Below are 19,583 nucleotides of genomic sequence, written 5' to 3'. Positions count from 1 at the left end.
CCGTCCTAGCTACACGCATGCCCACCAACCGTCTCGAACGCTTCGCCCACAATCTCGACTGGAACCTGCTGCGCACCTTCGTGGTCGTGGTGGAGGAAGGCAGCATCACGCGGGCGGCGAACCGGCTTTTGCTGCAACAGCCGGCCGTCAGCATGGCGCTGAAACGGCTGGAACAATCGGTCGGCCACCGGCTGATCGACCGCAGCCCAGGCCGTTTCGAGCTGACGGAAGCGGGCGAGCGGCTGCATGCGCTCTGCCACGACATTTTTACTGCCATCGTGCGGCTGCCGGAGGCGATGCAGCCATCCAGCGAGGACATTGCCGGCCATATCACCATCCATTCGGTGAGCCACGCCATGAACCCCGCCTGGGACCGGGCCATCGCCGATTTCTTCCGGCTGCATCCGCGCGTCACCGTCGGCGTGACGGTGGAGACGACGACGGACGTCATCCGCTCGGTGGAGCGCGGCGTCGCGACGCTCGGGCTTTCCGACGGCATCATTCCGGATGGGCTGGAAAAGGTGCCCTTCTGCTACGAGCGTTATGCGCTCTATTGCGGCCGCGGGCACCGGCTGTTCGGCGCGCGCGATGCGCGGCTGGAGGACCTGCGCGGCGAACCCTATGTCTCCTTCCTCGCCGACGTGCTGGGCGGGCCGCATATGGGGCCGGTGACGGCCGTGCGCGCCGTCGGCTCCTTCGGCCAGCAGGTGCGCGCCCTTGCCTTCAACGTGGAGGAGGTGCTGCGCCTCGTGGTGGCCAATGCCGGCATCGGCATGCTGCCGGCGCACCTCACCGGCGTGGCCCTGACGGCCGGCGAACTCTGGCAGCTTCCGCCCTATGACGACCTGCCGGTGGCCGAAACCTTCCGCATCACCAATCCCGGCTCGGCGCTCAATCCGGCCGAGCGCGCGTTCCTCACCCACATGGCCGAGGTGCCGCCGTGGCGCTGGGGTGAGCCGCATCAATCCGGCTGATATCCACCTTCACCTCTATAAATTTGAAGAATGCCGAAAGCTTGCTTAGGCCTGTCCCTGCAACACACCGGAGGCGGCCATGCAGACGTTTGACATCGCAATCATCGGCGGCGGCATTGCCGGCATATCGCTCGCCTATTTCCTGAGCTCGCATCGCTCCGTCGTCGTGCTGGAGCGCGAAGGCGCGCTCGGCTATCACAGCACCGGCCGCTCGGCCGCCGAATTCACGCTGCGCGACAATGCGCCCCTCGTGAACGCGCTCGCCCGCGCCAGCCATGCTTTCCTCACGCAGCCGCCGGAGGGGTTTGCCGCCGTGCCGCTGCTTATCGACCGGGGCAGCATCATTCTCGGCACGGAGGGCAAGGAAGCGCTGGTGCGCGCCCGTTTCGAGGCGGCGAAGGCACTCGGCGTGGCCGTGGAATGGCTCGATACGACGGCCATGCTCGCCCGCGCGCCAATGCTCGACCCCGCCTATGCCGCTGCGGCCTATTTCGACCCGGATTACTGGGATATCGAGGTGGACGCGCTGTTGCAGGCCTATGCCCGCCATGCGCGGCGCCACGGCGCACAGATCCTCGAAGGCCGGTCGTTCGCCGGCGCCCGGCGCGTCGGCGGCAGTTGGCTGATCGAGACCAACGACGAAACGATCGCCGCCGGAACGCTGGTGAATGCGGCCGGCGGCTGGGCCGATACGGTCGCGGGGCTCTGCGGTGTCGCACCGGTCGGCATTGTGCCGCATCGCCGCACGGCGGTCACCGTCGACCTGCCCGAGGGCATCGACGCCAGCCGCCTGCCGGAGATCAACGAGGTCGAGGACATTTTCTACTTTAAGCCCGAGGGCGGCCGCCTGCTCGCCTCGCCCGCCGACGAAACGCCCTGCGAACCGGCGGACGTGCAGCCGGAGGAGCTCGACGTCGCCTATGCCGCCCACTATGTCGAGGAGGCGACGACCTTGAGCGTGCGCCGTGTCTTTCGCAGCTGGGCCGGCATGCGCAGTTTTTCTCCGGACCGGCTGCCGGTCATAGGCCCCGCCAAGGACGAGCCGAGCTTCTTCTGGCTCGCCGGACAGGGCGGATACGGCATCCTTACCTCGCCCGCCCTCGGCAGCCTCGCCGCCGCCCTCCTCACCGGAGACCCGGTGCCAGAACTGCTGGCCCGCGAGGGCATAACGGCGGAGACCTTCAGCCCCGCCCGCTTCCCCTGAAACGAAACGGGCGCCTGAAGGGCGCCCGTTCCGGTTTCAAGCTTCGGTTGCCGGCGTGGTTGCCGAACCGGGCGCCCGTGTCGCGTCGCGATCCTTCCACCAGCGGCTGAGGAAGAGCAGGATCGGACCGCCGATATAGATCGACGAGGTCGTCGCGACCACGACGCCGAACAGCATCGGCCAGGCGAAGGGCTTGACGGTATCGCCACCCCAGATCGCCATCGGCAGCAGCGAGACCGCGACGGCGACGGAGGTGAAGATGCATCGCATGACCACCTGGTTGATCGACAGGTCGATAAGGTCTGAGAACGGCATCGACTTGTACTTGCGCATGTTCTCGCGCATGCGGTCGTACACCACCACCTTGTCGTTGACCGAGTAACCGATCAGCGTCAACACCGCGGCGATGGCCGTCAGGTTGAAGTCGATCTGCATCAGGGAGAAGAAGCCGATCATCTTGGTGATGTCCAGGATCAGCGTCGCGATGGCGCCGACGGCAAAGTGCCATTCGAAGCGCCACCAGATGTAGATCAGGATCGCCAGCATGCCGAGCGCGACGGCCAGGAAGCCGGAACGCGCAAGCTCCGTGCTGACCGTTGGGCCGACCACTTCCGTGCGCTCGAAGTTCGCATCCGCGATCACCGCCGCAACGCCGTCGCGGACCTGCTGGAGGGCCGCGGACTGCGCCTCTTCGCCGCCCGGCTGACGCTGCACGCGCACGAGCACGGAGGTGCCCTGGCCGAATTCCTGCAGCGCCACTTCGCCGAGGTTCAGGCTCTCCATCTTCTCGCGCACGACGGCGAGGTCGATCGGCGTCTTGGAAGTCGCCTCGACCTGGATGCCGCCGACGAAGTCGATGCCGTAGTTGAGACCCGGCGTGAAGAACAGGATGACCGAGCTTGTCGAGATGAACGCCGACATGGCGATGGCGATGTAGCGGCCGCGCATGAAGGAGAAGGTCGGGATGCTCGGCACCGCGCCGAACATCGAGTGGATGTCGATCTTCTTCATCTTGCTGCGGATGACGACCTCGCGCATCAGCAGGCGCACGAAGGTGATCGAGGTAAACATCGAGATCGCGAGACCGATGATCATGGTGATGGCGAAGCCGCGCACCGGGCCGGAGCCGAACATGAAGAGCAGGATCATGCCGACCATGGTCGTCATGTTGCCGTCGACGATGGTGGCATAGGCCTTGTTGAAGCCCACATCGAGCGCCTTCATGGCGCCGGCGCCCGCCGCCGTTTCTTCACGGATACGGGCGTTGATGAGGATGTTGGCGTCCACCGCCATGCCGATGCCGAGGATGATGCCGGCGATGCCGGGCAAGGTCAGCGTCGAGCCCAGCAGCCCGAGCAAGCCGATCGTCAGGATCGTATGCAGCACGAGGCCGAGGTTTGCGATGAGACCCCAGGAGCCATAGAGCACCTGCATCATGATCACGACGGCGAGAAGGCCGGCAAAGCCGGTGTAGAGGCCCATGCGGATCGAGTCGGAGCCGAGGTTCGGGCCGACGGTGCGCTCTTCGATGATGGTGAGGGGTGCCGGCAGCGCGCCGGAGCGCAGCAGCGCCGAAAGCACGGTCGCTTCCTGCGGGTTGAAGTTGCCGGAAATCTGGCCCTGGCCGCCGATGATCGGCTCGCGGATGACGGGTGCGGTCAAGACCTTGCCGTCGAGGACGATGGCGAAGGGTTTTCCGACATTCGCTTGGGTGATTTCCGCGAACTGGCGGGCACCGGTCGAATCGAAGCTGAACGAGACGATCGGCTCGTTCGTGCGCTGGTCGAAGCCGGCCTTGGCGTCCGCCAGGCGGTCGCCCGAGATCGCCACGCGCTCTTCCACGGCATATTTTCCGGGGTCGTTGGCGCCGGGCAGGATCATCACGCCGCGCGGTGCGACGCTGTTCGGGTCCACGGTCTGGTCGACCATGTGGAAGCTCATCTGCGCGGTCGAGCCGAGCAGCTGGCGCAGGCGCGTCGGGTCCTGAAGGCCCGGCAGCTGCACGAGGATGCGGTCGCCGCCGACGCGCTGGATGAGCGGTTCGGCGACGCCGACCTGGTCGACGCGGCGACGGATGATTTCAAGGCTCTGCTCGACGGCTGCCGACATGCGCTCGTTGATGCCGGCTTCCGTCAGCGCCACGGTGATGACGGTGCCGGAAGTCTCCACATCGATGTCGGAGGAGCCGGTACCGAAGCCGAGCGACGTCGTCGGTGCGGCAAGCTTGCGCACTTCCGGCAGGACCTTGTCGAGCGCGGCCTCGTCGGCCAGCGTGATCGTCAGGGTCGTGCCGCTGAGGCGGGCGGCCGAGGCGCGCTCGCCGGCGGTGCGCAGGATGCCGCGCGCATCGTTCAAGAGCACGTCCATGCGCGCCTTGCGAAGTGCGGCGGAATCGACTTCCAGCACGAGATGCGAGCCACCCTTCAGGTCGAGGCCGAGGGTGACGGGCTTGGCGGGCAGAAAGCGCCCGAATGTCGCCTGCTGTTCAGTCGTCAGCACGTTGGGCACGGCCGCGAGCACCCCGAACAGGATGATCACGGTGTACAACAACAATGCCCATTTGGAGGTTTTCATGGGGTTGTTCCACTTAAACTGACGGACGGGCGCGACAGAATCAGTCGGCGCCGTCCGCTGGGATCGGAATTTCAATCGAATGGCGCGGCGTCAGAAACGCCAAAGGGCCTCAGGCAGCAAAAGCCGGAGGCGCGCGGCTGCGGAACGCCGCATGGCCGGACAAAGCCGGCGCAGCATCGTCGACAGCAAAGAATGCCCCTGACGAGGCGATTTCAAAGGGATAGAGCAGCAGGCCGGCGCTCGGCACGATCGCCTTGCCGGCCGCGTCGCCCTCGGGAAGCCCGGTCTTCGCCTTGGCAACCCGCCGTTCGGCATGGCCGCTCGCCGGAAACCAGAGCTCGTCGCCTGTGGTGGAGAGCGGTGATGGTGCCACGCCGCCTTCGGCGGCTGCACGCTGCGGATGGCCTGCGGTGGCGGCGTTCTGCGGCAGCGAGAACTGCGAGAGGAACAGGGTGAAGAGCAGCACGAGGAAGCCTGCGGGCGCAAAACCCCGCTCCCACATGGTCGCTTCTTTTCCGGTCCTGTTCGTCATGCCGTCCGTTTCGTGCCCGTCCGTCTGGTCAACGCGGGGCGCCGTGCAAAGCAGCGGTGCCGATGGTGCGCCAAGAACCACTTACCGTCATTCAAGTCAAGTTCCGGGCGTTAACGGTTCCTTGATGGACAGACGTTTCAGCCCTCACAATTCATGGATCACCACATCAGGGCAGGCTTCGCGCGCGAGATCGCGCAGGTGCTGGTGGTGCGTCAGGTAGATCACCTGCCCGCCCGTCGCCATGGCGCCCATCACCTTGAGCGCGTTCAGCGCGCGCCGGTCGTCGAAGGTCTCCATGATGTCGTCGGCGATGAAGGGCACGATATCGCGGCTGGCGGCGATCTCGTGATACCCCGCAACGCGCAGCGCCAGGTAAAGCTGGAAGCGCGTGCCCTTGGAAAGGTCTTTCGCCAGCTTCGAGCCACCGGCGGCGGCATTGACCACGAGGAACTCGCTGTCCTTCTCCAGGACCGTCGAAAGCCCGGAATATTCGCCGCCCGTGATGTCGCGAAAGGTCTTCGAAGCGCGCTCCATCATCGCGCTGCGATGGCGCTCGCGATAGAGCCGCAGCGCCTGCTCGGCCGCCAGGATGCCGGCGCGCGTCGCGAGGTAACGCCGCGATTTTTCCGCAAGCTCGATCAGCGCCGTGCGCCGCCGCTCCTCCAGCACCGCCGCCTCGTCGCTGCCGGCGATCTTGGCCAACGCCTCCTCCGCCCGCGCCCGCGCCAGATGATGCTCCTGCACCGCGCGGTCGAGTTCCTCCAGCCGCACCGAAAGATCGTCCTTCTCCGCCGCAAGCTGGTCGTCATCGACCGCCGAAAGCCAAGCCTCCGCCTCATCGACCGTCCCAGCGCGCATCTGCTGCATGAGGTCGCGCCCGGCATCCTCGATGCGCCCCAGAATGTCGTCGCGCTTGCGATAGGCTTCGAGCAGCTGATCCGCTTCCGCGAGGCTGTCGCAGCCGAGAAAGGCGTAGATTTCGGAAAGCCGCGACGTCAGCACCGCCCGGCGCTCCTCCAGCACCTTCTCCTCGTCATCGAGGCGCAGCAGCGCCTTGTCGATCGCCTCACGCCGGTCGTGTACCGCGTTGGCCGCGGCCAGCCGCCGGGAAAGGCCGGCCACGGCTGCGAGCGGATCCTCGGCATCGAACGGCTCGGCAAGCCGCTCGGCAAGACGGCGCGCATGGCTGCCGTAATCCTGCTGGTCGCGGCGCATGCCGGTAATGCGGTGGTCGAACTCGCGCCGCCGCTCGACATTCTGGGCGAGCGCCTGCAAGGCGGGGAGTGCTGCGGCAAGCCGTTCCGGCTCGGCCGGCGCCTGCTCCGTGGCGAGCCAGGTGCCGGCGATCCCGCGGTCCCAGGTCTCCTGCCATGCGGCCAGTGCCGTGGTTGTTTCCTCCACCGCCTTCCGGCGCGCCTCCGCATCCGTCCTGGCGCGGGCGAGATGCTCCGCGACGGCGAGCCGTTGGGTGCGCGCCGACTTCAAAGCCTCCAGCCGGTCTTCGGCAAGGAACAGCGCCTCGTCGAGCGGCGTGCCTGTGGGGATTTCGCTGCCCAGGAGGGCGGAGAGCCGCGTCAGCAGGTCGCGGGCGTCGTTCTCCACGAGATCGGCTTCGATGGTCTGCCGCGCGAGATCGCCGAGCTTTTCCAGCGCCGTGGAACGCCGCTCCAGCCATGCCGTCACCGCCGCCAGCGGGGTTTCGTCGGAAAGGTCGAAGCGCCGGGCGAGCGAAGATATCTCTGCTGCGACCACCGCCCTCGCCTGTTCCAGACGCTGCACTTCGCTACCGAGCGCATCAAGCCGCGCCCCGCCTTCCGCCACCGTGCGTTCAAGCACCCGCAGTTCCGACAGACGGTCGGCATTGCGCAGGCGCGTCTCGCCGGCGCGGTCGTCGTCATGCATGGCGCGCTCGAACTCGGTCGCGGTGTCGGCGTCGAGAGTGGCGCGGTGCTTTTGCCACGCTGCGTCCCGCATCGTCCGCAGGCGGCCGGCGTGCTCCTCCCCCGCCGCACCGGTCGCCTTTTGAAGCGCATCCAGCGTCGCCCGGGCGGAAGCAACCTCCAGCTCCAGCGCCGCGACCTGCTCCTGTTGCCGGCGCGAGGCCTCGGCCGCTACGTCGTATCGCTTGCGCAGGCCCTCGAATTCCGAGGGCGCCGGGATGGACAACCCCTCCAGCGCCTTGGCCGTGCCTGACCATGGGGCAAGACGCGCCATCGCGCCATCGGCGTCCTGCCGGGCAAGCGCCGTGAGCCGCCGGGCCTCGCGGAGACGAGCCAGAAGGTCGCCCGAGCGGGCGGCGCGCAGGATGGCGCCGAGGGTGGCTGCGAGTTCCTCTTTCTTGGCCGCGTCCGCATCGGAAACGGCGCCTGCCTTGCTGCCAAGCGAAGCCAATGTCCGTTCCGCCTCGGTCTGCTCGCGACGGGCCGTTTCGGCGCGTTCGACAAGCGCCGTTCGCCGCGACAGGAGCGCCGCGAGTTTTTCGCCAAGGCCGGGCGGCAGCACGATATCCGCAGGCTCCGCATCCGGCGGCAAGCCGAGCGCGGCGATGCTCCCGCCGATCGTGGCGATGACGCGGTCGCGCTCGGCCTCGCGGGCGGACAGGTCCATCACCGCGGTGCGGAAGCGGGCTTCGAGCCCGGAGCCGGCGAGTGCGGCAATATCCGCTTCCGCCGCAAGCACCGCCTCGTCTTCCGTAAGTCCGTCGCGCTCATCCTCGTAGCGTTCGCGCTCGCCTGCGACGCGCTCTCCCCGCGCGGCGATTTCCGTCGCCTCGCGCGCCAGTTCGCCCGTGAGAGACCGCCAGGTGGCAGGTGGCGACGTGCCGAGATCGTAGGCGCCGAGTTCGGTGCGCAGCGCCCGCAGGCGCCGGAGATAGGGCAGCGCCGAGAGGCTGCGCTCGATCTGCGCGAGCGCCGCGCGGGCCTCGGTGCGGGCGGCCGTGGCCTCCTCGTGGTGGCGGGTGGCGGTGTCGCGGTCGCGCACCAGCGCGCCGTAGTCGCGGGCAGCAATGTCGAGCGCCTTGCGCTCGGCTGCCAGCGCCTCGATTTCGACCTTCAGCGTGGAGAGGCCATGTTTGCGGCCGGAGGGGCGGTAGAATTCATCGGCTTCCGCCTTCAGCGCGGCAAGACCGGTCGCCATGTCGGAGAGGCCGGAGCTCGCGGAAAACAGCATGGAGCCGAGTTCGCCTTCGCTCTTCAGAATGTCCTCGCCGCCCTTTTCGATGCTCTCGTCGTCGAGCGAGAACATGGTGCGGTAGGCGTTGCGGTCCATGCCGCCGAGCACGCTGGCAAAGAGCGTGTCCGGCAGCGGGCGGTCATCGGCGGCGACAAGCGAGGCCTGGTTGCGCTTGAGGCGATAGGCTTCGTGGCGCTCGAGGCCGACGGAAAACTGCCCGCCGACGCGCATCAGCGCATAGGGATGCAGGAAACCGTAGGTGCTCGTTCGCTCGATGCCAAAGAGCAGGTCGAGATAGGCGGAAAACAGCGTGGACTTGCCGGCCTCGTTGGGGCCGTGCACCAGGTGGAAATCCGGCTTGCCGGGCCGCGCGGTGCCGAAATCCAGGCTGCGGTCGGTGAATTTTCCATAGCGGACGAGGTCGAGGCGATCGAGGCGCATGCGCTCACACCCTCCCGTTTTCGCCGCCGAGGCGGGCGATCACGGCATCGGAGCCCTGCAAGGCGAGGTCGGACAAGAGCGCCTCTTCCGCCGCCTCGTCCGGTGCGAGCAGGCTGCGCGCCTCCTTCGGCAACTGGCGCAGGATGTCGGCGAGCGTCTCGCGCAGTTCCTCGCGATAGGCGTGATTCTGCACCACGTCCTCATGCATCAGGCGCGACAGTTCCGTGAGCGGGCCGGCATCGGCACTGGCGGTTGCGAGCGGCACGGAAACGGCCAACTCCACCGCCTCAATCCAGCATTCGCCGAGCGACGAAGCGATGTTCTGCAATTCGGCGGTGAGCAGATCCTCGTCCCGGCGCAGGCGCCAGGCGAGCGGCGTGGCGCCGGTGAGCGCAAGCCGTGCGACGAGATGGGCGCCCTCTGCGGCCACCCGCGCCTCTCCCAGCACGGTCTCGACGCGGTCGAGCATGCCGGGCCACTCGTCGATGCCGGTGAGATCGACGGACAGCCGCTCGAAGACCGCGACGGCCACCCGATGTTCCTTGCAGGTGATCGTGCCGTCCTCGGCGATCGTCGCGAGTGTCACGCCCTTCGGCCCGCCCTCGTTGATGTCGCGGCCCTGCGGATTGCCGGGCATGACGATCCACGGCTTTTCCAGATGCACCCGGCGCTGGTGGATATGGCCGAGCGCCCAATAGTCGAAACCGTGCGCGGAAAGATCGGCGATGCCAACCGGGGCGTAGGGATCGTGGCGGCTGGCGCCGGCGAGGCTGGTGTGCATGAGGCCGATATTGACGGCATCCGGCACCGGCGCGCGGAATGTCGGCAGCAGCGAGGCAGGCGCGTGCGGCTGGGCGAAGCTGACGCCATGCACATGGATTTCGCGGCCGCTTTCAAGCGCCCCGGCCTTCACCGGCTTCCCGCGGCCGTCGAAGACATGCACGTTCGGCGGGAAGGTCAATTCCCGGGTGATCTGCGACTGCGCATCGTGATTGCCGCGGATGAGGAAGACGCCGATACCGGCCGCCTCCAGCCGCCGCATCTGCCCCATCAGGAACAGCGCCGTCGCCATGGAGGTCTGCGAGCCGTCATAGAGGTCGCCGGCGACGATGACGGCGTCGACACGTTCGGAAATGGCGAGGTCGACGATGCGCTCCAGCGCCTTGCGCGTCGCGCCGCGCACGAGATCGCCGAGTTCGGCATTTCGGAGCGCGAGCGAGGTGAGCGGCGAATCGAGGTGGAGGTCGGCCGTGTGAATGAAGCGGAAAGGCATGGCCGGACAATCGCCTCAGGCCCCTTTCCGGTCAATGCTTGCAGCAACGCGGGCCGGGTTATGCAGGAAAGAAATCACCCTCCCCTGAAAAAGCCAGAGAAGAGAGGCGAAAAACGCATGTTGCCTGACCGTTCGCATTTACAGTCATCGTTCAATATCTATGATCAAATTATCCGAAAAACTTCACGATCATTTGACATGGTCCCTCATAATACCTATATTCCACCTCATGACTAGCACGATAGAAATCTCCCAGGGCATGTTCAAACTCTACCATCAGGTCAGCCGCCTGGTGAACGAGTGCATGATGGATGAAGGCGTGTCGCTCGCCCGCAGCAAGTTCCTGCTTTTGCTGGAATGTCAGGGCCCGCAGCGCTCGACGGACATCGCCTGCGCGCTCGGTTTCGCACCGCGCACGGTGACGGAAGCGATCGACGGGCTCGAGCGTGACAAGCTGGTGAAGCGCGAGCCGGACCCGAAGGACCGCCGCGCCAAGATCGTCTCCATTACGGATATGGGCCGCACCGTCATTTCGGCCGCCCAGCAGCCGCAGCACAAGATGATCGAGGCGATCTTCGCCGTCCTCACGGAAGAGCAGAAGCAGCAGCTCAAGGAAATCATCCGCTGCCTCAGCGAGAAGACCGACGAGTTGCAGCGCAGCCGGAACCAGCACGAGGCCGGCGACACTCCCCCCATCCGCCCCTTGCAGGCCGTCGGCTAAGCCGGACGGCAACCAAACCAAAAAGGCCGGGATCGCGAGATCCCGGCCTTTTCGTTTGCCCTTTCAGGCAGGGTCCGGCGCCTCCCCCGCACGAGGAGGCACCGGAAATCCGCTTCTTACATGGCGTTCATCGGGCCGATGCCGAAGAACAGCGTCTCACCGGAAGAGTCGTCGACGCCGTCATTGTCGGTCACGACGTAGCCGTTGCCGGCGGCGTCGATGGTGAAGCCTTCGACCTTGTCGACGACGTAGCCGTTGGTGGCACCCTTCAGGTCGGGGATGAGGTCACGAACCTCCTCCTTCTTGACGACCGGCAGTTCGCCGCCGATCTTGCCCGGCTTCAGGTCGGCAAGCGACACGCGGTACAGCTTCTTCAGCTTGGCAGCCTGGCCGATCTGGTTGTCGCGCTCGATGATGTAAGCGTAGTCGCCGTTTGCCGTGATTTCGGAAAGGCCGACCCAGCCGGCTTCCGTCGTTTCGAGCGGGTAGCGCACGGCGCCCCATTCCTTCGACGAGGGCTTGTAGGAGACGAGCTTCACAAAGCCCTTCTCGTCATCGCCCCATTCGCGCTGCACAGCCATCCAAAGCGTCAGGTCGTCGCCTTCGCCGACGCTGGTGATGCCTTCGAAGCCGAAACGCTTCTCGCCAGCGCGCAGCTCGGCGGGGATGGCGATTTCCTTCTCGATGGCGCCCTTCTCGTTCACGTGGATGATGGCGTGGCTGTAGAGCTTGTCGGCATCGCCTTCGGAAGCGAGCCAGAAGCCGCCTTCACCATCCGGCACCAGGCCTTCGATGTCCAGCTTCTGGGCGGCAGCGCCGGCGCGCGTGATGCGCAGCGCGTCGGTGATCTTGGCCGGCTTCGCGGTGGCGTCGATCGTGAAGATTGTCGGCTGCGCGGCGTAGACCGAGTCGTTGACGGCGTAGAGATGGCCAGCCTGGTCCTTGACCGGAGCCAGGCCCGAAAGCGCGCCGAAGCCGATCAGTTCGCCATCCTTTTCGGTGGAGACGATCTGCGGATAGGCCGCTTCGCCTTCCGCACGCTCGAAGATCATGACGTGCGAGCGGGCAAGGCCGTCCTCGACGAGGTCGGTCTCGTTGGCGGTCACGAAGAGGTTGCGGCTCGGAATGGCGACGGCGCCTTCCGGACCGATGCCCGACGGCAGGAGCTGGAGAAGCTCGGGCTCGGCACCGGTGTCCTTGTAGACGCCGACGATCGAGGCACGCTCGGCCAGCACGAAGAACAGGTTGTCGTCGCCGAACTTGGCGGCTTCCATGCCTTCCGGCTCGATGCCCTTCTTGTTGCGCGCGTCCGGGTAGTGGCCGATTTTGGCGATCTCGCGCTCAAGGCCGGCGCCATTCTCGTAGAGAACCTTGCCGGTCTTGTCGAAGATGGTGAAGCCGCGTGCGCCACCCTTCCAGTCGCCTTCATTGGCAACGACGAAGCGGTTGTCGTCCAGCCACTTCACGGCGTCGGGCTCGCGGGCGACATCCTTCATCTCGCCGGTGAACTTGAGGGCGCCGTCCTTCTTGGTGTCGATGCCTTCCAGGTTGACGGTGCCGGCGGAGAAGTGGGTCTTCACGGTGCCGGTCTTGCCGTCGATGATGGCGATGTAGTTGTTTTCCTGGAGCGTGAGGGCAATCTCATCCAGGCTGTTGAAGGCGACGAATTCCGGCTCCGGATCGTCACCGGCAACGTCGGCAAGGCCGGTCAGCGTGACATGCTTGATCGAACCGCAATCGACGACGCCGTCCTTCAGCGACAGGATGACGAGATCGCCGGCCGGCATCTGCGGGATGTCGCCGTCATTGACCTCTTCGTCGCGCTCGTTCTCGATGGCGATCGCGGCGAGCGTCTTGTCCTTGTTGAGCGCGATCGAGTCCGGCTGGCCGCCGAGGTCGCAGGTCGTGTCGATGGCCTTCGAGGCGAGATCGACCTGGGCGAGGATGCCCGACGGCTTGACGAAGCTTTCGCGCGTGTTGATAGCGACGAGCGCCTTGCCGGCCGCGATGGTGACCGAGGTCGGCTCGCCTTCGAAGGCCAGCGAACCGCCGGCCTTCGGAGCCTTGGCGTCGGTGATGTCGATGAAGCCGATCGCCTTGTTCGGGCTGTCGGAATAGACGAGCGTATTGCCGTCTTCGGACGCTGTAATGATTTCCGAAGAGGTCGGCGTCGCCTTGTCCTTGCCTTCCGGCAGGTTGTCGGCAACGGCAAAGGATGCAATGCGATTGAATACAGGCTCGGCGCTGGCGGCAGAAGCTACCGATGCGGCGAGGACGGCTGCGAGCGCAGCAGTGATCGAACGGGTTTTCATGAAATCCTCCGGGATCCGGTCAAAAGGAACCCGGCGGTTCTGAGGCTTTCGTGTTACAGGCCGATGACAATTCAACGACGGCTGTACGCCTCCACCCGGAAATAAAAAGGGGCCCGGAAGAACCGGGCCCCGACCCTGAAACTCAGGATTGGCGGCGGAGTGGACAACCGCTCTCTGCCCTGCAGCGCCAAGCGCCCCGAAGGACGCGCCCCGGGCGCAGCAGAACTCTGGATGCCGCATCATGTCTGCCCGCACCTGTACGGATGCGAGGATCATGCAGCGGCATCGGATCAGCCGTTAACGGCGTCCTTCAGCCCCTTGCCGGCCGAGAACTTCGGCACGTTGCGTGCCGGGATCTCGATCTCGGCGCCAGTCGAAAGGTTGCGGCCCTTCGAAGCTTCACGACGCGATACGGAGAAATTGCCGAAACCGACCAGACGAACGTCGCCGCCGTTCTTGAGTTCGCCCTGGATCGTCTCGAAAACGGCGTCGACAGCAGATGCTGCGTCCGTCTTGGACAGGCCCGACTTCTCAGCCACTGCGGATACGAGTTCATTCTTGTTCATGTTTCCACCCCTTTCTTACGGTTTGAAACGACTCATACAAGTCGGGGGCAGAATACGCATCGCCCCTCGCCTCGCAAGAAAATTTCGTCGCAATCCCCTGAGAATCCGGGGTTTACACACGCTTTTCAACGAAAAAGACCGGCCCGAGGGCCGGTCTTTCCAGTTTCGCGCCAAAATACCGGATGCTTCACCCAGCGTTAAGGCTCAGTGCGCGATGGCGCCGAGGCCGTCTTCAGTCGATTCGACAGCCGGAACCTTGGTATCCTCGACGGTCCCGTCCCACTCGATCGGCTCGGGCCGGCGAACGAGCGCATGCTTGATCACCTCGCCCATGCGGGAGACCGGAACGATCTCCATGTTGTTCTTCACGTTGTCCGGAATGTCGGCCAGGTCCTTGGCGTTCTCTTCCGGGATCAGCACCTTCTTGATGCCGCCGCGAAGCGCTGCGAGCAGCTTTTCCTTCAGGCCGCCGATCGGGAGCACCCGGCCGCGCAGCGTCACTTCGCCCGTCATCGCGATATCCTTCGAGACCGGGATGCCGGTCATGATGGAGACGATGGCGGTCGCCATGGCGATACCGGCCGACGGACCGTCCTTCGGCGTTGCACCTTCCGGCACGTGCACGTGGATGTCGGTCTTGTCGAAGCGCGGCGGCTCGATGCCGAAATCGACGGCGCGCGAGCGGACGTAGGACGCCGCTGCCGAGATCGATTCCTTCATCACGTCCTTCAGGTTGCCGGTCACCGTCATGCGGCCCTTGCCACCTGGAAGGCTGACGCCTTCGATGGTGAGCAGCTCGCCGCCGACTTCCGTCCAGGCAAGACCCGTGACGACGCCGACCTGGTCCTCGCCTTCGGCTTCGCCATGGCGGAAGCGCGGAACGCCGAGGAAGTCGTGGATGTTCTCCGCCGTGACCTCGACCTTCGCCGACTTGCCCTTGATGATCTCGGTGACCGCCTTACGGCCGAGCTTCATCAGTTCGCGTTCCAGGTTACGCACGCCCGCCTCGCGGGTGTACTGCTGGACGACCGCCATCAGCGCGCCGTCGGTGACCGAAAATTCCTTCGGCTGCAGCGCGTGGTCGCGGATCGCCTTGGGCAGCAGGTGCCGCTTGGCGATTTCCAGCTTTTCCTCTTCCGTGTAGCCGGCGATGCGGATCACTTCCATGCGGTCCATCAGGGGCGCCGGAATGTTCAGCGTGTTCGCCGTCGTCACGAACATGACGTTGGACAGGTCGTATTCGACTTCCAGGTAGTGATCCATGAAGGTCGAGTTCTGTTCCGGATCGAGCACCTCAAGCAGAGCCGACGACGGATCGCCACGGAAATCCATGCCCATCTTGTCGATTTCGTCGAGCAGGAAGAGCGGGTTGGACTTCTTCGCCTTCTTCATAGACTGGATGACCTTGCCGGGCATCGAGCCGATATAGGTGCGGCGGTGACCGCGGATCTCGGCCTCGTCACGCACGCCGCCAAGCGCCATGCGGACATATTCGCGGCCGGTCGCCTTGGCGATCGATTTCGCAAGCGAGGTCTTGCCGACGCCCGGAGGGCCGACGAGGCACAGGATCGGGCCTTTGATCTTGGTCGAGCGTGCCTGCACGGCGAGATATTCGACGATGCGTTCCTTGACCTTGTCGAGGCCGAAATGATCCTCTTCGAGGACCTTTTCCGCGGCGTTGAGGTCCGTCTTGACCTTCGACCGCTTGTTCCACGGAATGCCGGTCAGCCAGTCGAGATAGTTGCGCACGACGGTAGCTTCCGCCGACATCGGGCTCATCTGGCGCAGCTTCTTCATCTCGGCATCCGCCTTTTCGCGGGCCTCCTTAGAGAGCTTGGCCTTGGCGATCTTTTCTTCCAGTTCGGCCATCTCGTCGCGGCCGTCCTCGCCGTCGCCGAGCTCCTTCTGGATCGCCTTCATCTGCTCGTTCAGGTAATATTCGCGCTGGGTCTTCTCCATCTGGCGCTTGACGCGCGAGCGGATGCGCTTTTCGACCTGGAGAACCGAGATCTCGCCTTCCATGAAGCCGAGCGCCTTTTCAAGCCGCAGCTTGACGCTCGTCGTCTCCAGCATTTCCTGCTTTTCGACGATCTTGATGGAAAGGTGCGAGGCAACGGTATCGGCGAGCTTCGAGTAATCCTCGATCTGGCTCGCGGCACCGACGACTTCGGGCGAAATCTTCTTGTTGAGCTTCACGTAGTTCTCGAACTCGGAGACGACCGAGCGCGACAGCGCTTCGATCTCCACCGGGTCCTCGTCGGGCTCGACCAGCACATGGGCCATCGCCTCGTAGAACTCGTCGCGTTCGGTGTAGCCGTCGATTTCAGCGCGCGCACGGCCTTCGACCAGCACCTTGACGGTGCCGTCGGGCAGTTTCAGCAGCTGGAGCACGTTGGCGACGGTGCCGATGCGGTAAATAGCGTCGACTTCCGGATCGTCGTCGGAGGCGTTGATCTGGGTGGCAAGCATGATCTGCTTGTCGGTGCCCATCACCTCTTCGAGCGCGCGGATCGACTTCTCGCGGCCGACGAACAACGGAACGATCATGTGCGGGAACACCACGATGTCGCGCAGGGGCAGGACCGGGAAGGCCGTCGACTCGTGCGGCGCAGACGTCTTTTTCGTCATGTCATTTCCTTTCAAACGTCCCGTTTCCGGGAACCGGTCCAATCGGCGCTTGGGGGCGCCGGGCCGGCGTTCTTTTCCATCCACAAGTGGCGTTCGGTTAACGCTTTTTCAAGCCCGGCTACGGAGTGCCCCACCCCGCACCAGGCCAGACGAACCAACGGAAGGAAGTGTAGTCTTCCGCGCTGTCGCGGAACTTGCGGCCTTCCCCCGGCAATGCGCCGGAGCATACGCGAGATACAGAATCAAAGTCTTTCATATTCGCTTGGCCCGCGACGTTTCGCAACGTCTTATAAGGGCTGCAGGCACTACATCATGCCCCGTCCGGGGCCTAGCGACCAGTCACGAAATGTCACGAGTTGACCCGGAAACGAAAAGACCCGCCGTGGCGGGTCTTTCCTCTCAGTGATGTGCGTCGATCAGGCCGAGACGTTGGCCTTCTCGTCGGAGCGCTCCGAGTAGATGTAGAGCGGACGGGCCGAACCCTTGACCACCTCGTCGGAGATGACCACCTCGCGCACGCCTTCCAGCGTCGGCAGCTCGAACATCGTGTCGAGCAGGATCTTCTCCATGATCGAGCGCAGGCCGCGGGCACCGGTCTTGCGCACGATCGCTTTCTTGGCGATCTCGCGCAGCGCGTCCTCGTGGAAGGTCAGTTCGACGTCTTCCATCTCGAACAGGCGCTGGTACTGCTTGATCAGCGCGTTCTTCGGCTCGGACAGGATCTGGATCAGCGCATCCTCGTCGAGGTCTTCCAGCGTCGCCAGGACGGGCAGACGGCCGATGAATTCCGGAATGAGGCCGAACTTCACCAGGTCTTCCGGCTCCAGCTCGCGCAGAACCTCGCCGACGCGGCGATCTTCCGGCGAACGCACCGTCGCGCCGAAGCCGATCGAGGTCTTCTCGCCGCGGGCGGAGATGATCTTGTCGAGGCCGGCAAAGGCGCCGCCGCAGATGAACAGGATGTTCGTCGTGTCGACCTGCAGGAATTCCTGCTGCGGATGCTTGCGGCCGCCCTGCGGGGGAACCGAAGCGACCGTGCCTTCCATGATCTTCAGAAGCGCCTGCTGCACGCCCTCGCCCGAAACGTCACGGGTGATGGACGGGTTGTCGGACTTGCGCGAGATCTTGTCGACTTCGTCGATATAGACGATGCCGCGCTGCGCACGCTCGACATTGTAGTCGGCCGCCTGAAGAAGCTTCAGGATGATGTTTTCCACGTCCTCGCCGACATAACCGGCTTCGGTCAGCGTCGTGGCGTCGGCCATGGTGAAGGGCACGTCGATGATGCGGGCGAGCGTCTGGGCGAGATAGGTCTTGCCGCAGCCCGTCGGGCCGACCAGCATGATGTTCGACTTCGCCAGTTCCACGTCCGAGCCCTTGGCGGCATGCGCCAGGCGCTTGTAGTGGTTGTGCACCGCCACCGACAGGATGCGTTTGGCCTGCTGCTGGCCGATGACATATTCGTCGAGGACCTTGATGATGTCCTGGGGCGTCGGAACGCCGTCACGGGACTTGACCATCGAGGTCTTGTTCTCTTCGCGGATGATGTCCATGCACAATTCGACGCATTCATCGCAGATGAAGACGGTCGGTCCGGCAATCAGCTTGCGGACTTCGTGCTGGCTCTTTCCGCAGAAAGAGCAATACAGGGTATTCTTGGAGTCGCCGCCGTTGCTGCCGCTGACCTTGCTCATATCACTTTCCTTCCAGCACGCCGTTCATCTCCCGGAAGATGGCCGGACCACTCACACCGCCTTGCCGGAAGCGCTTTCGCGTCCTCCAAAGGCTCCAGGGGCACTGACCGGGCCGGGCGCAAGCCCGCCAACCGGTCGCAACGCATTCCCCGTTTAAACACCGAATGCTAAGCTGTCACAAATCAACATAGCATTAACGGCCAATATTACCGGCTTTGCTGCGCGGATAAAGCCCCGCGATCATTACAAATCGCACGATTGCGTTCATCCGCGCATTAAGCCAAGATCTGCGCGCGCCTTGCGCGTCAACTTGGCCGCAACCAAACCGTGACTTTCCCTTAGATAGTCACACAAGGCCGCGTCGTCCACTGATTCGCCCGTTTGCCGCTGTATCCACTTCATGCCCCGTGAGGCGAGATACGGCGCGGGCCGGCATCCGGGCTGCTCGCGCAGGATATCGAAGGCGAGCTCCGACACCTTGAACGTGACGCCCGGCAGTTCAGCCTCGCTCCATCCGGCGATGGCGAAAACCTTGCCACCGACCTTCCAGACATGCGCCCCGCCCCATTGCACGACATGGGTCGTGGCCGGGAGCGAAGCGCAAAAGGCATTGTACTCGTCGAGCGTCATGGGTCGCGCAGTCCCCGACCCCGATGTTACGACGCGTCCACGCCCTCGATTGCCTCGCGGCTGGTGATGACGCGGTCGACCACACCCCAGTCCTTCGCCTCGTCGGCCGTCATGAAATGGTCGCGGTCGAGCGTCCGTTCCACTTCCTCATAGGTGCGGCCGCAGTGCTTGACGTAAATCTCGTTGAGCCGACGCTTCATCTTGATGATGTCTTTTGCATGGCGCTCGATGTCGGACGCCTGGCCGGAGAAGCCGCCGGACGGCTGGTGAACCATGATGCGGGCGTTCGGCGTGGCGAAGCGCATGTCCTTGTGGCCGGCGGCCAGGAGCAGCGAGCCCATGGACGCGGCCTGGCCAATGCAGAGCGTCGACACGGCCGGGCGAATGAACTGCATCGTATCGTAGATCGCCATGCCGGACGTGACGACGCCGCCCGGCGAATTGATGTAGAGCGCGATCTCCTTCTTCGGGTTTTCGGCCTCGAGGAAGAGGAGCTGCGCGCAGACGAGCGTGGCGATGTGATCTTCGACGGGACCCGTCAGGAAGATGATACGCTCCTTGAGGAGACGCGAATAGATGTCGTAGGAACGCTCGCCGCGGTTGGTCTGCTCGACGACCATCGGCACCAGAGCCATGGCGGTATCTACGGGATTTCTCATATCAATCCTTCATCGGTGTGGCCCTGAAACCCTTCGCAAACGTTGGGAATCAGCAAGTTTCTTCTTCCCTACATAGAGTGTCAGGGTATCTGACTTCAAGACGGACGCGCGTTTTGCGGCGCTCTATGCCAGAATGGGGTTAACTGGCGCGACGCAGGAAAGCGATTTCCACAGGTGCAGCGCCGACAGGGTGAAGGAAGG

13 protein-coding genes are annotated in these 19,583 nt (G+C 64.7%); 3 read left to right on the top strand and 10 right to left on the bottom strand.

The window, feature by feature from the left end:
• The first annotated feature begins 17 nt into the window (after positions 1-17).
• The gene (locus tag GB927_RS19910; protein ID WP_256118955.1) at positions 18-974 is read left to right on the top strand and encodes a LysR family transcriptional regulator; all 957 of its coding nucleotides are present in this window, start codon (positions 18-20) and stop codon (positions 972-974) included.
• A 79-nt stretch (positions 975-1,053) separates the two neighbouring features.
• Positions 1,054-2,178 carry an NAD(P)/FAD-dependent oxidoreductase gene (locus GB927_RS19905; RefSeq protein ID WP_256118954.1) on the top strand — a complete coding sequence of 375 codons (1,125 nt, stop codon included), beginning with the start codon at positions 1,054-1,056 and terminating at the stop codon, positions 2,176-2,178.
• Between the two features lie 36 nt (positions 2,179-2,214).
• On the opposite strand, the gene secD is transcribed toward GB927_RS19905, so the two are convergent.
• The 4 genes from secD to GB927_RS19885 all read right to left on the bottom strand — a co-directional run bounded on the left by secD (position 2,215) and on the right by GB927_RS19885 (position 10,172).
• The gene (secD, locus tag GB927_RS19900) at positions 2,215-4,752 is read right to left on the bottom strand and encodes a protein translocase subunit SecD (protein ID WP_256118953.1); all 2,538 of its coding nucleotides are present in this window, start codon (positions 4,750-4,752) and stop codon (positions 2,215-2,217) included.
• A gap of 109 nt (positions 4,753-4,861) precedes the next feature.
• Positions 4,862-5,284 carry a hypothetical protein gene (locus tag GB927_RS19895; protein ID WP_256118952.1) on the bottom strand — a complete coding sequence of 141 codons (423 nt, stop codon included), beginning with the start codon at positions 5,282-5,284 and terminating at the stop codon, positions 4,862-4,864.
• A 144-nt stretch (positions 5,285-5,428) separates the two neighbouring features.
• Positions 5,429-8,899: an ATP-binding protein gene (locus GB927_RS19890; RefSeq protein ID WP_256118951.1), complete on the bottom strand. Its 3,471-nt coding sequence runs from the start codon at positions 8,897-8,899 to the stop codon at positions 5,429-5,431.
• Positions 8,900-8,903: 4 nt separating this feature from the next.
• Positions 8,904-10,172, bottom strand: a complete 1,269-nt coding sequence (locus GB927_RS19885) for a metallophosphoesterase family protein (RefSeq protein ID WP_256118950.1) — start codon at positions 10,170-10,172, stop codon at positions 8,904-8,906.
• Between the two features lie 259 nt (positions 10,173-10,431).
• Here GB927_RS19885 and GB927_RS19880 point away from each other — a divergent pair, with 259 nt between their 5' ends.
• A complete protein-coding gene (locus GB927_RS19880; RefSeq protein ID WP_256118949.1) occupies positions 10,432-10,893 on the top strand; it encodes a MarR family winged helix-turn-helix transcriptional regulator in 462 nt (153 codons plus the stop codon).
• A 116-nt stretch (positions 10,894-11,009) separates the two neighbouring features.
• Here GB927_RS19880 and GB927_RS19875 read toward each other — a convergent pair whose 3' ends face one another.
• The 6 genes from GB927_RS19875 to GB927_RS19850 form a co-directional block, all read right to left on the bottom strand.
• Positions 11,010-13,205, bottom strand: coding sequence for an esterase-like activity of phytase family protein (locus GB927_RS19875; protein ID WP_256118948.1), 2,196 nt, complete (start codon positions 13,203-13,205; stop codon positions 11,010-11,012).
• Positions 13,206-13,495: 290 nt separating this feature from the next.
• Positions 13,496-13,771: a DNA-binding protein HupB gene (hupB, locus tag GB927_RS19870; RefSeq protein ID WP_023516583.1), complete on the bottom strand. Its 276-nt coding sequence runs from the start codon at positions 13,769-13,771 to the stop codon at positions 13,496-13,498.
• A gap of 204 nt (positions 13,772-13,975) precedes the next feature.
• Positions 13,976-16,399 (bottom strand): endopeptidase La, encoded by a 2,424-nt coding sequence (gene lon, locus GB927_RS19865; protein ID WP_256118947.1) that lies wholly within the window; start codon positions 16,397-16,399, stop codon positions 13,976-13,978.
• A gap of 416 nt (positions 16,400-16,815) precedes the next feature.
• Positions 16,816-18,093 (bottom strand): ATP-dependent Clp protease ATP-binding subunit ClpX, encoded by a 1,278-nt coding sequence (gene clpX, locus GB927_RS19860; protein WP_256118946.1) that lies wholly within the window; start codon positions 18,091-18,093, stop codon positions 16,816-16,818.
• 264 nt (positions 18,094-18,357) lie between these two features.
• Positions 18,358-18,723 (bottom strand): MmcQ/YjbR family DNA-binding protein, encoded by a 366-nt coding sequence (locus GB927_RS19855; RefSeq protein ID WP_256118945.1) that lies wholly within the window; start codon positions 18,721-18,723, stop codon positions 18,358-18,360.
• A gap of 26 nt (positions 18,724-18,749) precedes the next feature.
• Positions 18,750-19,382 carry an ATP-dependent Clp protease proteolytic subunit gene (locus tag GB927_RS19850; protein ID WP_256118944.1) on the bottom strand — a complete coding sequence of 211 codons (633 nt, stop codon included), beginning with the start codon at positions 19,380-19,382 and terminating at the stop codon, positions 18,750-18,752.
• Between the last annotated feature and the right edge of the window lie 201 nt (positions 19,383-19,583).

Source organism: Shinella lacus, from assembly GCF_010994755.1.
GTDB lineage: Bacteria > Pseudomonadota > Alphaproteobacteria > Rhizobiales > Rhizobiaceae > Shinella > Shinella lacus.
This window is presented reverse-complemented; position numbering and strand designations above follow the sequence as displayed.

Coding starts and splice junctions, on each gene's coding strand:
- GB927_RS19910 (WP_256118955.1), top strand. CDS start 18: ATGCCCACCAACCGTCTCGAACGCTTCGCCCACAATCTCGACTGGAAC.
- GB927_RS19905 (WP_256118954.1), top strand. CDS start 1,054: ATGCAGACGTTTGACATCGCAATCATCGGCGGCGGCATTGCCGGCATA.
- secD (WP_256118953.1), bottom strand. CDS start 4,752: ATGAAAACCTCCAAATGGGCATTGTTGTTGTACACCGTGATCATCCTG.
- GB927_RS19895 (WP_256118952.1), bottom strand. CDS start 5,284: ATGACGAACAGGACCGGAAAAGAAGCGACCATGTGGGAGCGGGGTTTT.
- GB927_RS19890 (WP_256118951.1), bottom strand. CDS start 8,899: ATGCGCCTCGATCGCCTCGACCTCGTCCGCTATGGAAAATTCACCGAC.
- GB927_RS19885 (WP_256118950.1), bottom strand. CDS start 10,172: ATGCCTTTCCGCTTCATTCACACGGCCGACCTCCACCTCGATTCGCCG.
- GB927_RS19880 (WP_256118949.1), top strand. CDS start 10,432: ATGTTCAAACTCTACCATCAGGTCAGCCGCCTGGTGAACGAGTGCATG.
- GB927_RS19875 (WP_256118948.1), bottom strand. CDS start 13,205: ATGAAAACCCGTTCGATCACTGCTGCGCTCGCAGCCGTCCTCGCCGCA.
- hupB (WP_023516583.1), bottom strand. CDS start 13,771: ATGAACAAGAATGAACTCGTATCCGCAGTGGCTGAGAAGTCGGGCCTG.
- lon (WP_256118947.1), bottom strand. CDS start 16,399: ATGACGAAAAAGACGTCTGCGCCGCACGAGTCGACGGCCTTCCCGGTC.
- clpX (WP_256118946.1), bottom strand. CDS start 18,093: ATGAGCAAGGTCAGCGGCAGCAACGGCGGCGACTCCAAGAATACCCTG.
- GB927_RS19855 (WP_256118945.1), bottom strand. CDS start 18,723: ATGACGCTCGACGAGTACAATGCCTTTTGCGCTTCGCTCCCGGCCACG.
- GB927_RS19850 (WP_256118944.1), bottom strand. CDS start 19,382: ATGAGAAATCCCGTAGATACCGCCATGGCTCTGGTGCCGATGGTCGTC.